11 protein-coding genes are annotated in these 12,959 nt (G+C 68.6%); 8 read left to right on the top strand and 3 right to left on the bottom strand.

The window, feature by feature from the left end; genetic code table 11:
* The first annotated feature begins 49 nt into the window (after positions 1–49).
* Positions 50–808, top strand: a complete 759-nt coding sequence (rph, locus tag LFT46_RS12595; RefSeq protein ID WP_272910796.1) for a ribonuclease PH — start codon at positions 50–52, stop codon at positions 806–808.
* Positions 805–1,452, top strand: coding sequence for an RdgB/HAM1 family non-canonical purine NTP pyrophosphatase (rdgB, locus tag LFT46_RS12590; protein ID WP_236798743.1), 648 nt, complete (start codon positions 805–807; stop codon positions 1,450–1,452). The genes rph and rdgB overlap by 4 nt, the downstream gene beginning before the upstream one ends.
* 74 nt (positions 1,453–1,526) lie before the next feature.
* Here rdgB and LFT46_RS12585 read toward each other — a convergent pair whose 3' ends face one another.
* Entirely contained in the window at positions 1,527–2,321 is a 795-nt protein-coding gene (locus LFT46_RS12585; protein ID WP_236802886.1) for a DedA family protein, read from the bottom strand.
* Positions 2,322–2,403: 82 nt separating this feature from the next.
* Between LFT46_RS12585 and LFT46_RS12580 the strand changes: the two genes are divergently transcribed.
* Positions 2,404–3,465, top strand: coding sequence for an exonuclease domain-containing protein (locus tag LFT46_RS12580; protein WP_236819926.1), 1,062 nt, complete (start codon positions 2,404–2,406; stop codon positions 3,463–3,465).
* Between the two features lie 123 nt (positions 3,466–3,588).
* Positions 3,589–4,068 carry a DUF4395 domain-containing protein gene (locus tag LFT46_RS12575; RefSeq protein WP_236798736.1) on the top strand — a complete coding sequence of 160 codons (480 nt, stop codon included), beginning with the start codon at positions 3,589–3,591 and terminating at the stop codon, positions 4,066–4,068.
* Here the strand turns inward: LFT46_RS12575 and LFT46_RS12570 are convergent.
* Positions 4,049–5,152 carry an ADP-ribosylglycohydrolase family protein gene (locus tag LFT46_RS12570; protein ID WP_236819924.1) on the bottom strand — a complete coding sequence of 368 codons (1,104 nt, stop codon included), beginning with the start codon at positions 5,150–5,152 and terminating at the stop codon, positions 4,049–4,051. The two genes, LFT46_RS12575 and LFT46_RS12570, sit on opposite strands and share 20 nt — an antisense overlap.
* A gap of 166 nt (positions 5,153–5,318) precedes the next feature.
* On the opposite strand from LFT46_RS12570, the gene LFT46_RS12565 reads away from it, so the two are divergent.
* The 4 genes from LFT46_RS12565 to LFT46_RS12550 all read left to right on the top strand — a co-directional run bounded on the left by LFT46_RS12565 (position 5,319) and on the right by LFT46_RS12550 (position 12,134).
* A complete protein-coding gene (locus LFT46_RS12565) occupies positions 5,319–6,356 on the top strand; it encodes an aquaporin (RefSeq protein ID WP_236819922.1) in 1,038 nt (345 codons plus the stop codon).
* Between the two features lie 68 nt (positions 6,357–6,424).
* Positions 6,425–7,603 (top strand): exonuclease SbcCD subunit D, encoded by a 1,179-nt coding sequence (locus LFT46_RS12560; RefSeq protein ID WP_236819920.1) that lies wholly within the window; start codon positions 6,425–6,427, stop codon positions 7,601–7,603.
* Positions 7,600–10,725, top strand: coding sequence for an AAA family ATPase (locus LFT46_RS12555; RefSeq protein ID WP_236819918.1), 3,126 nt, complete (start codon positions 7,600–7,602; stop codon positions 10,723–10,725). The genes LFT46_RS12560 and LFT46_RS12555 overlap by 4 nt, the downstream gene beginning before the upstream one ends.
* An 83-nt stretch (positions 10,726–10,808) precedes the next feature.
* Positions 10,809–12,134, top strand: coding sequence for an MFS transporter (locus LFT46_RS12550; RefSeq protein WP_442863646.1), 1,326 nt, complete (start codon positions 10,809–10,811; stop codon positions 12,132–12,134).
* A 57-nt stretch (positions 12,135–12,191) separates the two neighbouring features.
* Here the strand turns inward: LFT46_RS12550 and LFT46_RS12545 are convergent, their stop codons facing one another.
* Complete coding sequence (locus LFT46_RS12545; RefSeq protein WP_236798729.1) at positions 12,192–12,926, bottom strand: IclR family transcriptional regulator; 735 nt, start codon at positions 12,924–12,926, stop codon at positions 12,192–12,194.
* Between the last annotated feature and the right edge of the window lie 33 nt (positions 12,927–12,959).

Here is a 12,959-nt window from a genome sequence, read left to right as displayed (position 1 = left end):
TCTGTGTGCTGGGGACGTCCGGCGGAGCGGCACTCGATAAGCTAAAGGCATGACATCTGAAGCAACTGCAGTGCCCATCGTGCGCGCCGACGGCCGTGCCCCCGACCAGCTCCGGCCCATCAGCATCACCCGCGGATGGTCCAACCAGGCTGAAGGTTCGGCACTGATCGAATTCGGCAACACCAGGGTGCTCTGCACCGCATCGCTGACACCAGGCGTCCCGCGCTGGCTCAAGGGCGAGGGCAGAGGCTGGGTCACGGCGGAGTATGCCATGCTGCCCCGCGCAACCAACACCCGCTCCGACCGCGAGTCCGTCAAGGGCAAGATCGGCGGCCGCACGCACGAGATCTCGCGGCTGATCGGCCGTTCGCTGCGCTCCATCATCGACACCAAGGCCCTGGGCGAGAACACTATCGTTCTGGACTGCGACGTCCTGCAGGCCGACGGCGGCACCCGCACCGCAGCGATCACCGGCGCCTATGTTGCCCTGGCGGATTCCATCCGGTTTGCCCGCGACAACAAGCTCATCGCCCGGAACGCGCAGCCGCTGATCGATACCATCGCCGCCGTTTCCGTGGGCATCATCGACGGCGTCCCCATGCTGGACCTGCCGTACGTGGAGGATGTCCGGGCCGAGACCGACATGAACGTGGTGGTCACGGGCTCGGGCAAATTCGTGGAGGTGCAGGGAACCGCGGAGGGCGCCCCCTTCGACCGTGACGAGCTGAACCAGCTCCTGGACCTGGCGCTGTTGGGTACGGCCCAGCTCGCTGCCATCCAGCGCGAAACCCTGGCGGACACCCTGTGAGCAGCGTGGCGCCCCGCCTGGTGCTCGCCACGCACAACAAAGGCAAACTCCGGGAGCTCCGCGAACTGCTGCGCGGGCAGGTGCCAGGGCTCGACGTCGACACCCAGGTGGTGGATGCCGCCGCGGCAGGTGCGCCGGACGTCGTCGAAACCGGCGTGACGTTCGCCGAGAATTCGCTGCTGAAGGCGCGGGCGGTGGCCGGCGCCACCGGCCTGGTGGCCATCGCCGATGACTCCGGGCTGGCCGTGGACGTCATGGGCGGGGCCCCCGGCATCTTCTCCGCCCGGTGGGCCGGACGGCACGGTGACGATGCCGCCAACCTGGAACTCCTGTTGAACCAGCTGTCGGATGTCCCGGACGAACACCGTGGGGCCGCGTTCGTGTGCGCTGCCGCCCTGGCCCTGCCAGCGGACGCGGATGGCCCCGGCCGGGAAGTGGTGGAGTACGGGCAGCTGGAAGGCATCCTCTTGCGCGAACCGCGGGGAGCCGGCGGATTCGGTTACGATCCGGTGCTGCAGCCGGCCGGCGAGGACCGCAGCTGCGCCGAACTGTCTGCTGAGGAAAAGAACGCCATCAGCCACCGCGGCAAGGCGTTCCGGGCGCTGCTGCCGTCGATCGTGGCAGCTTTGGAAGCGGCGGGCTAGGAGAAACACGCAAAAAAGGTGCGCACCCGCGTGGGTGCGCACCTTTTTTGCTGCCGCTGGAGGCTGGAGCGTTGCTACTCCGGCCGGCTGCCGCGGATGTTGCGGGGCGTCTTCTGATCCTCTTCCGGGCCGTGTTCCTCGATGAACTCATCCACGGCATCGGTGCCGTAGGCCTGCGCCTGGCGCCTGGCGGACAGGCCGCGCAGGACTTCGATGCCGATGGGAATCACCGAGACCAGCACGATGGCGATGAAGATAATGTCCAGGTTGTCGCGGACCCACGGCACCTTGTCGCCCAGCAGGTAGCCGAGGAGGGTCACGCCGCCGCCCCACAGCACCGCGCCGATGACGTTGAACACGAAGAACTTCCGCTTGCTCATCTGGGCAACACCGACGATCACGGGAACAAAGGTGCGGATGATCGGCACGAACCGGGCCAGGATCAGCGCCTTGCCGCCGTGCTTTTCAAAGAAGGCGTGGGCGTTCTCCACGTTCTCCCGCTTGAACAGCCGGGAGTTTGGCTTGTTGAAGATGGCAGGGCCCGCCTTGGACCCGATGAGGTAACCGGTCTGGTTGCCGATGATGGCCGAGACCACGATCAGCAGGGCCAGGAGCCAGATGTTGAACTTGATGGTGTCCGTGGCCACCAGCAGGCCGGCGGTGAACAGCATGGAATCGCCCGGCAGGAAGAACCCCACCAGCAGGCCGGTCTCGGCGAAGACGATTCCGCATACCAGCAGGACCACCCAGGGGGCGAGGGCAGGATCGGCCAGGAAGACCTGGGGGTTCAGCCAATCGGGCAGGAACGACGCCATTTTCGGCTGGACCGGTCCCGCACCGCCCAGCATGGACACAGCGAGGTCATTCATCACAGGAAAGTTCACCCCTCAAGGGTACTTGACGGGCCTGTCCCGCCCAGGGTGGGGCGCGTGCGGCGGTAAGGTAGGGGCCGTGGGTTTGGACTTTACGGCGATCGACTTCGAAACGGCCAACGGCTTCCGCGGCTCCCCTTGCTCCGTGGGACTGACGAAGGTGAGGGGCGGCAGGATCGTCGAGGAGGCCTCCTGGCTGATGCGCCCACCCTCCGGGTACGACCACTTTGACCATCACAATGTCAGGATCCACGGGATCACTCCTGCCCACGTTGCCGGTATGCCCCGCTTCGGTGAGCTGTTTCCTGAGATCGGTGCCTTCATCGGCGGGGATGTACTGGCAGCCCACAACGCCGCGTTCGACCTGGGCGTGATCCGCTCGGCACTGGAAGTGTCCGGCCTGCCGGGCCCCGCCTATGACTATGTGTGCACCGTCATGCTGTCCCGCCGCTGCTACTCGCTGGTCTCCAATTCGCTCCCGTTTGCCGCCGAGGAAGCGGGCGTCCCGCTGGTCAACCACCATGACGCCACGGAGGACGCCCGTGCCTGCGCAGGCATCCTCATTGACATCGCCGCCCGCAACGGCGCCAACAGCATCGCCGAACTCTATCTCTCCCTGGGCCTGGACATGCCCCGCCAGCAGGCCTTCGATCCGGCCACGGGCGAGCTGTCCAAGCCCAGCCTCGCGGCCGTGGCCGGTGCTTCCGGGAACGGCGCCGCGCTGGTCCGCCGGTTCCAGTCCGGCTGGCCCGAGGAAGGGGCCAACCCCGAACCGAACGCGGACGCCGAGCCCGGCCACCCCCTGTACGCGCAGACGGTGGTGTTCACAGGGCAGCTCTCCATCGAACGCCCGGAGGCGAAGCTCCGCTCGGCCCGGTGCGGCGCCCGCACCGAAAGCCGCGTCACCGCCCGGACTACCGTCCTGGTGGTGGGGGACGGGTTCGTTGCCTCGGACCTGCGCTCGGGCAGGCTCACCGGCAAGGCGCGGCGCGTCCTGGAACTCCACGAGCGGGGACAGGCCATCGAGGTGCTCTCCGAGGGCGAGTTCCTCCAGATGGTGGGCGGGGACATTCCCGGCGGCCCGCAGGGTGCTGGCGCGGACAGCTGGAAGGGCGCTTTGGCACCTGCGGTCAGCGCCTGAGCCCCATGCCCTGACCTCAGGCCCCCTGAGCATCTGCCCTGACCCGTCATGCCCTCCGTTGCCCGCAGTCACGCGGCGCAACAAAGCTTGGCCGCCCGGGCAACAGGCTCCTAACCTTGCGTCATGTCCTCCCTGTTCGCTTTTCCCAATCCCGTCAATGAGTACGCCGCCAGGGTCACCGCCGCGCTGGTGGTGCTGCTCGCCGTCGTCACCGCCGTGGCAGGTTCCGCGTGGGGGCTGCTGGCCATTGCCATCGGGTTCTGGCTCCGGCTGCTTTTCGGCCCGCGGATTTCACCCCTGGCGTTGCTGTCAGTGAAGGTCATCACTCCCCGGCTGGGAAAGGTGCGGCTGGTTCCCGGGCCGCCCAAGCGCTTTGCCCAGGGGATCGGTGCGGCAGTGTCCACCGCCGCCCTGCTCCTGTTCGCTGCAGGCGCGGCACCGGCAGCCTGGACGCTCCTCGGCGTCCTGGTGGTCGCAGCGTCGCTGGAAGCCTTCGCCGGATTCTGCCTGGGCTGCACCATCTTCGGGTTCCTGCAGCGCCGTGGACTCATTCCGGAGGATGTCTGCGAAGCCTGCAACAACATCAGCCTTCGCCGGTCGTAACCTTTACCAACTGATCGGCCATGCCCCGGATGACCTCCGGTGCTTCGAGGTCATTAAGCCATTCCGCCGGCAGGCAGGCCTCCCCGTACAGGGCGCCCAGGATGTTTCCCGCCAGGGAGCCTGCCGTATCGCTTCCGCCGCTGTGGTTCACGGCCACTGCCAGGGCATCCCGGAAATGCTGGTCCGGCTGCCCGTCGGCAGCGCCGGCCGGGAGCGTGGCAAGGACGGCGTAAAGCGCGACGGCGAGGGCCTCCTCCGCGGTCCAGCCCCCGCCCAGTGCCTGGACCAGTTCCTCCGGGCCGGCCAGTTTCCCCACGGCACCAGGTGACTTCTCCGCCAGGCGGATGGCGGCCTCCAGGCGCTCCGGCAGTTCCGGTGCGGCCTCCGGAAGGGTGGCGGCGTGGGCAGCGACTGCGGCCGCAGCGTCCCGCAGTGGCTCCCCGGACACCAGCCGGTGGATCAGCAGGCTGAAGATTCCGGCGCTCTGGTGGGCCACGGGATGCCCGTGCGTCAGGGCGGCGGCATCGGCACTCAGTTTGTAGACGGCGTCGGGCGTGATGTGGGGAATCAGCCCAAAGGGCGCTGAACGCATCACCGTACCGGGGCCCTTTGCGCCGGCATTAACGGGGCGCACCGCGGTTCCCATTTCGCCGGTGGCCAGCCCGCTGATGCAGTCCCTATCGGGGTGCCGGCGCTGCCGGAGCACCTCGTTGCCGTCGATCCAGCGGGGCTGGGGTGCCGGCGCAGACGCCCCGGCGTCCTCGCCCTGCGTCGCCAGCCAGCGCAGGTAGGCCAGCCAAAGGCAGGCGTTCACGTCCGCGCCAACCCCCGCGTTGGCCCATTCCAGTGCCTCCACCAGGCCGTCAACGGTGTAGAGCGTCAATTGCGTGTCATCCGAAAAGTGGCGGGGGCCGGACAGCTCGCCAAGCCCGGTCAGCCCCCGGGCACCGAAGCGTTCCCGGATGTCGTCGATGGAATCAAACTCCACGGCGTAGCCCAGCGAATCTCCCAGCGCCCCGCCCAGCAGGCAGCCGTGGATCCGGGATTTGAGGGTGGGCGCGGGAATACCGCGGTCAGTGCTCATGCTGTCAATGTACCGTCCCCCGCACAAACTCCGCCCAACCCAAGGAGTCCCGGCGCACCGCCAACAGCTGGTGCCCAGCAAACGTACAGCCTGGGCTGGAATACTGCTCGGGTTGCCGTGGCCAGACGGCCAGCACGCACCTGCCTCCCACACGTAAGGTTTCCCCATGAGCACCCCAGCACCAGCCCGCGACGCACTGCAGCCCGGCGGTACTGACACCGCCCCCGGCTTGCTGCCCCGCCTGGTGGCCGAGGCCTTCGGCAGCCTCTTCCTCGCCGTGGCCGGGCTGGGTGTGCCGCTGTTCAGCATTCCGCAGTCCAGCCCAGTTCCTGCCGCGCTTGCTGCCGGCCTGGCCATCACCGCCGCCATGCTCGCCTTCGGGCATGTCTCCGGCGGCCACTTCAACCCGGCCATCACCCTGGGGCACCTCCTCGCCGGCCGGATCCGTGCCGGTGCCGCCGCGGCATACGCCGCCGCCCAGGTGGTGGGTGCCCTGGTAGGCGCCCTTGCCCTGTTCGGGATCCTCCGGACGCTTCCCAGCATCCCGGACAGCCGCACGGCCTTCGACACCGTGGCAGCCGGTTTCGCTGCGCACTCCATCATCCAGGCGCCGCTGGCCGCCGTCGTGCTCCTGGAACTGCTGGGCGCCGCGATCATCGTGGCAGTCTTCCTCGGCGCAGCCGGCCGCAGCGGCAACCGCACCGTGGCCGCCGTCGCCGTCGGCCTGTCCTTCGCGGCCCTGCTCCAGGTGGGCCAGTCGGTGGGAAACCTGCCGTTCAACCCCGCCCGTGCCGTGGCCTCAGCCGTTTTCAGCTCGGGCTGGGCCATGGAGCAGCTGTGGGTCTTCCTGGTGGCGCCGCTGGCCGGCGCTGCCATCGCCGGCCTGGCGTTCCGGATCACCTCGGGCGCTGAGCCTGCCGCGGCCGCTGCGCACCGGGCCTCCGACGACGGCAAGGCCGGTGGCAACCGGAAAGGCACCGACGTGACGGAGGCGGGCCACGTAGACGCCGGTGGCCTCGACGCCGACGGTGTAAACCCGGACGGCCTGGACGGGGACCTCGCGCGCAATGACGACGACGGCGCCGCGGCCCCCAAGGCAGGTGCGGGTACGCCCGCCACGGCCCAGCGCCAGGCCAGCGCGCGGCAGCAGGAAAGGATCCGCGTCAGCGAGGCCCAGGAATTCTTTGACGGTAAACAGCCCTGAAGGCTGCACCGCCACACTGCGTCGCGGCTATTTTCTGAAGTGTCAGTGGCTGCCGATAGCTTAGTAACATGCGGTTACTTCACACCTCGGACTGGCATCTTGGCCGTTCGTTCCACGGCGTTGGCATGCTGGACGCCCAGCGTGCCTTTGTTGACCAGCTGGTGGCAGCGGTCCAGCGCGACGGCGTCGACGTCGTCCTGATTGCCGGGGACGTATACGACCGCGCCCTCCCGGGCGTGGACGTGGTCCACCTGCTTGACGACGCGCTGGTCCGGCTCACTGCCGCAGGTGCCAAAGTGGTCCTCACCAGCGGCAACCACGACTCCGCCATCCGGCTCGGCTTCGCGTCCCGGCTGCTGGAGCGTGGGGGAGTGCACCTGCGCACCAGGGTGGAAGATTTGGCCCAGCCTCTCCTGCTTCCGCTGGGAACCGATGCGGCCGGCAAGGACGCCGTGCTGGCGCTCTACGGTATTCCGTGGCTGGAGCCCCGGCTCGTCAGTGAGCAGCTCGGGGTGGAGACGGCGAGCCATTTCGAGGTCACCCGTGCAGCAACCTCCCGGATCCGGGAGGACATTGCCCGCCGGTCGGAGTCCGCCATCGTCCACTCGGTGGTCCTGGCCCACACGTTCGCCAGCGGAGGCATCAGTTCGGACAGCGAACGGGACCTCAGCATCGGTGGGGTCGGCGCAGTGCCGCTGGACCTGTTTGACGGCTTCAGCTACACGGCGCTGGGTCACCTGCACGGCCGGCAGGAACTGTCCGGCTCCGTCAGGTATTCGGGCTCTCCGCTGGCCTATTCCTTCTCCGAGTCCACCCACCGGAAGGGGGCATGGCTCGTTGACATCGGTCCGGAAGGAGTCGCCGCTGTGTCGGAGGTCCAATGGGAAGCCCCGCGCGCCCTGGCTGTACTGCGGGGAGAGCTGGAGGACCTCCTGGCTGAACCCGCCCACACCTGGGCCGAAGCCGCCTATTGCCAGATCACCCTGACCGACGCCCAGCGTCCCGCCCGCGCGATGGAACGGCTCCGCACCAGGTTTCCGGACACGCTGGTCCTGGCATTCGATCCGCAGGGCGGGGCGGCCACCGCGCAGGCCAGCTATAGCAGCAGGCTTGCCGGGGCACCGGATGACCTGTCTCTCTGCTGCGGCTTCCTGGAACACGTACGGGGACGGAGCGCGGACCAGGCGGAAAAGGCTGCGCTTGCCGCCGCCCTGGAAAACGTCAGGCTGCAGGAGGCATCGCGGTGAGGATCCACCATCTGCGCATTTCGGGGTTCGGCCCTTTCGCGGGCACCGAGGACGTCGACTTCGACCGGCTTAGTGCCCATGGTCTTTTCCTGCTGAACGGGCCTACGGGTGCGGGAAAGACCAGCGTGCTGGATGCCATCTGCTTTGCACTGTACGGGTCTGTTCCCGGGGCCCGGCAGGACGGCAAGCGGTTGCGCAGCGATCACGCAGAGCCCGGGCAGGAACCGGCCGTCACGTGTGAGTTTTCCGCGCAGGGCCGCCGCTTCGAGGTGACACGCTCCCCGGCCTGGGAGAAGCCCAGTGCCAGGGGTAGGAACGGCTTCACGGTTCAACAGGCCAAAACACTGCTCCGGGAGCGGGTGGACGGAACGTGGGTGGAAAAGTCGGCCCGCAACGATGAAGCGGGTGCCGAAATCATGGCGCTCCTGGGCATGGACCGTGAACAGTTCACCCGCGTGGTAATGCTGCCCCAGGGTGACTTCGCTGCCTTCCTCCGCTCCAAGGCTGCCGACCGACTGGACCTGCTGCAGAAGCTTTTTGGTACCCAGCGGTTTGAGGCCCTGGAACAGGAACTGTCCCGCCAGTCCGCTGCCGCCCGCGAGGACGTGGCGGCACTGTCCGGGCAACTCGGACTCCTGGCCTCCCGGGCGGAAACCGAAGCCGCCCCGTTGCAGCTTCCGGAGGACGACGCACCGCCCGCCGAAGATGTTCCCCGCCGCCTTGCATGGCTGCAGGCTTCCGCCGCGCGGCGCCTTGAGGAACTGAGGGACCGCGCCGCTGCCGCGGAGGCCGCAAGCCAGGACCGCCGCAACCAGGCGGATCAGGAGGCCGCGCGGCAGGGGAGGAACCGGAAACTCCAAGCTGCCATGGAGCGGCAGGAGGCCGTGAAGGAAGGGGCCCAACGGCAGGAGGAGCTTCTGTCCCGGCTCAGGCGCCACCGCCAGGCCGAAGTCCTCCAGGGACAGCTGCAGGTGGTGGACGCCGCATCGGCCAAGGTGCGCAGTGCTGCAGCCGGCGCCGAATCCGCCATGACGCTGCTCCGGCTCGCCGTTGGCGATGGCGGGGAACTGGCCCAGCTCGGCCTGGAAACGGCGGCGGAAGCTGCCGATGCGGTGCTGGAGTCCTTCACTTCCGCCGAAACCGCCGGAGCCGGTGAATGTGGCGATGCCGCCAAGGACGGCATGCCCGGGGCCGCGGAAGAACTCGGCCGGCTGCGTTCGCTGCTGGCGGTGGTCGAGGCGCGGCTGCCGGACGAGGACAAGCTCCGGGACCTCCGAAAGCGGCACCAGGCACTGTCCGGGAAGCAGGCAGAACTCCAGCAGGCCGCGGAGACGCTGGGCAACACCGTCTCGCAGCTGCTGGTGGAACGCGAACAGCTGGTGGACGGCATGGACCGGCTGGAAACCCGGTCCACCGATGCCGCACTTCGCCGCAAGGAAGCTGCCGCCGCCGCGGAACTGCTGGACGTGGTCCGGCGCCACGGTTCCGCCGTTAGGGCCCTGGGCCTCGTCAGGGGCCGTCACGGAGACTCGCGGGAGAACCTGTTGGAGGCCAAGCGCCGCTGGTTGGACGTGAGGGAGGCACGCCTGGCCAATGCGGCATCCGAACTGGCCGCGAAGCTGGTTGATGGAGAACCCTGCGCCGTCTGCGGCAGCGGCCACCATCCCAGCCCCGCAGATGCCGGCAGCGGAGGCCCCGGCCTGGCCCAGGAAGAGGAGAAAGCCCACGACATTTACGAGGCTGCGGAGGCAGCCCACGCCTCGGTTACCGCCGAACTTACCCAGGCTGAGCAGGCGGTGGCTGTCCTCGCCGGACAAGGCGGAAACACCCCCGAGGCAGAAGCCCGCGCTGCCGCGGACGGTGCCCTCGCTGCGGCAAACGACGCCGAGCAGGCAACGGAGGAACTCCAGGGCAGGCGGCAACGGCTCGAAGTACTGGATGCGGGCATTGGTCAGGCCCGGTCCGGCATGGCCGAAGCCGAGGCGGACCTCTCCCGGGTCGCTGCCTCCCTTGCCGAACTGGCTGAACAGGCTGCTTCATTGGACAAAGGCCTGGCAGGGCTGCGCGGCGGCCACCTTAGCCTGGACCGCCGGTTGCGGGTACTTGAGGAAGCCGTAGCGGTCCTCGATAAAGCGGTCGAAGCGCAGGCGCGGCTGGATGCTGCACTGCTGCAGGCTGCTGAAGCGCGCGAACACCTTGAGCGTGCCCTGCCGGAGGCCGGCTTCGCCACAATCGCCGACGTCCGTGGCCAGCTCCTCGGAGCCTCTGAAGCCGCGGCCCTGGACGCCGCAATCCGTGCTTTCCAGGACGAAGCCGCCCGGGTGGCCGGATTGTTCGAGTCCGAGGACATCGTGTTGGCAATGGCTGAAGCCGCGGAGGGCTTCCAGATGGACGAGGAACGGCTGGCAGAAATGCGTGCGGGAGCGGCGGCTGCCCAGAACGACGCACGGGAGGCGGATTTGGCGGCGGGTCTGGCGGACCGTTGCCTGGCCTCGCTGACGTCAATTGCTGCTGAATACGAGACTCTGGTCTGCTCGTCACGGGAGCCCGCGGAGAAGGCACAAATGCTCGCCGGACTGGCTGATGCGGCGTCCGGTCGGGGCGAGAACACCTACCGGATGAGCCTCAACAGCTACGTCCTGGCCGCCCGGCTGGAACAGGTGGCCCTCGCCGCGTCGGAACGGCTGGTGGCCATGAGCGATGGTCGCTACCTGCTCCAGCACACGGACGCCAAAGCCGCCCGCGGTGCCAAGTCAGGGCTGGGGCTTGAAGTGGTGGACCAGTGGACGGGCTTCCGCCGGGATACGTCCACCCTGTCCGGCGGCGAGTCCTTTATGGCGTCGCTGTCCCTGGCCCTGGGCCTGGCGGACGTTGTCCAGCAGGAGGCCGGAGGAGTTGAAATCGAGACCCTGTTCGTGGATGAGGGCTTTGGAAGCCTGGACGAACAATCGCTGGAACAGGTGATGGATGCCCTTGAAGGGCTTCGCGACGGCGGCAGGGTAGTGGGCCTTGTCAGCCATGTAGCCGAGATGAAACAGCGGATCGGCACGCAGCTGCAGGTACTCAAGAGCCGGAACGGCTCCACGCTCCGGATCTCCGAAAGCCTGGACGCGCTCGTCTGACCGGGGCCGATATACTGTAACGCGTTACCGGGTTGCGCGCATCGGGAGGAGGGACGGTGCGCACCGACTGAACGAGCCCGGAATTGACCACACAATCTACTCCTTCAAGCACCAGCGACACCCCTGCCCGCGTCACCGCCGCGAACCCGGCGGATGGGAAATCGCGCGGACGCTTTTCGCGCCTCCCGCAGCTGGCAGGCCGGAGCTTCATCCCCCTGGGACTCTTCGCCCGGCTTCCCCTGGCGATGCTCACCATGGGCACACTCACCCTCGTCACTTCCGTCAGCGGCTCCGTTGCCGCGGGCGGAACAGCCGCAGGCGCGGTGGGCATCGGCTCGGCGCTTGGCGCGCCGCTGCTGGGATCCTTGGCAGACAGGAGGGGACAGCGTCCAGTCCTGTTGCTCGCAGCTGCGCTTAATACCCTGGCGGTACTGGCCCTGGTGCTCGCCGCCAATGCCTCTGCGGCAGCCGAAGGTTTTCCGCTTGCTGTGCTGGCAGTTGCCTTCGCAGCCGGCGCCACCAGTCCCCAGGTGGGCCCCCTGGCGCGGGTGCGGTGGATGTCCCTGACGGCCACCGCGGACGCTACGGCTCCGCGCCCCGATCCTGTCCGTGACCTGGATACGGCACTCTCCTACGAAAGCACCGCGGACGAGGTGACGTTCGTCCTGGGACCGGCACTGGTGGGAATCCTGGCCAGCCTCGTTGCGCCCTGGCTTCCGCTGGCACTGGCCGCGGCCATGACCATCACGCTTGTACCGGCCTTCGCAGTCCATCCCACCCACCGGGCGGTTCCGGCCGCCCGCCGGTACCGCCGTGGGCAGCGCCATGCTGAAACGGGCCGGGGCGCAGCAAAGCTGCCGTGGGTGGTGGCCCTGCCCGTCTTTGCCATGGTGTGCATGGGGACCTTCTTTGGCTCTACCCAGACTGCCCTCAGCGCCTTCTCCGCTGGGCTCGCCGGCACCGAAATCGCGGGGCTGCTGTACGCCGTCATGGGGCTCAGCTCGGCTGCCGCGGCACTCTCGGTTGCCTATTGGCCGCGCCGCGCCGGGCTCGCGCTGCGCTGGGTGCTCTGTGCTGTCCTGATGGCGGGACTGGCCGTCCTGCTGCTGGTGCCGTCGTCGCTTTCCATGATGGCGGCGGTCCTGCTGCTTCTCGGGCTGCCCGTGGGCCCGGTGATGGTCACGGTCTTTGCCGTGGGCGGAAGGGTGGCTCCCGCCGGCATGCTGGGCACCGTCATGACCGCGCTGGCCAGCGGGATTGTCGCCGGAACCGCCCTTGGGTCCTCTGTTGGCGGGCAGTTGGCGCAGCTGCACGGGCACGGTGCCGCGTTCCTTGTCCCGGTCGGCGCCGCGCTGGCGCTGGCGCTGCTGGGTGCGGCAGCCGCCGTCGTGCTCCGCCGAAAGGCCTGACAGCACACCCGGCACGGCGCATCCCGGCCCGTCCGGCCGCTGGTTCGACCTGTTCTGCTACGCGAGCTGGCTCTCGATCCGTGCCGCGCTTTCGGCGATGGCCGCGCCCACGGCTTCCGGGTCCTGGGCGGAACGGATATAGACGACGGCGAGTGCGGCCGGACGTCCGCCGGGCACCCGGACCGGGGCTGCGAGTGAGGAGACCCCGGCAATGACCTCGTCGTGGCTGGCCGAGTAGCCCTTCCTCCGCGCTTCCACCGCCTCCGGCCGGTACGGGATCCCCGTGTCCAGCCGGTCCCACTCCGGCTCGGTAAGGGCCGATTGGATGGCAATACCGGGCGCCCCGGCGTTGATGGGGTGGCGCGTGCCGGGACGCTGGGCCACGCTGGCCCCCGAGTGCCTCGGTTCGACCGTAACGAGCGTGATGCAATCGTGGTGGTCCCACACCGCCACGAAAGCCGTCATGTCCAGCGAGTTTGCCAGCTGGGTGAGCTCCGGGAGGGCGGCGCTCTGAAGGTTGCGGGAGACGCCGCGGGCCAGGACCGCCAGACCGGGTCCAGGCTGGACCCGGCCGGCGTCGTCGCGGACCAGGAGGGAATGGTCTTCGAGAGTGCGCAGGATCCGGTATGCCACCGAACGGTGGACGCCCATGGCCTCGGCCAGCTCGGCGATGGTCAGCGGTCCGGAGGCAGCTGCAAGGATTTCCAGCGCACGGATGCCGCGCGACAAAGTCTGGGAGGGCGAAGCCTGCGGCACCGCTCCGGCCTGTGCTGCGGCTGCTGGAGGAGTCATGTGTCCATCCTAGGTTGCGGGGCCACCGGGTGA

Origin of the sequence: Arthrobacter sp. FW306-07-I, from assembly GCF_021800405.1 — a bacterium.
Taxonomy (GTDB): domain Bacteria; phylum Actinomycetota; class Actinomycetes; order Actinomycetales; family Micrococcaceae; genus Arthrobacter.
The sequence above is the reverse complement of the archived record's forward strand: the minus strand, read 5'-3'. Positions and strand labels throughout refer to the sequence as shown.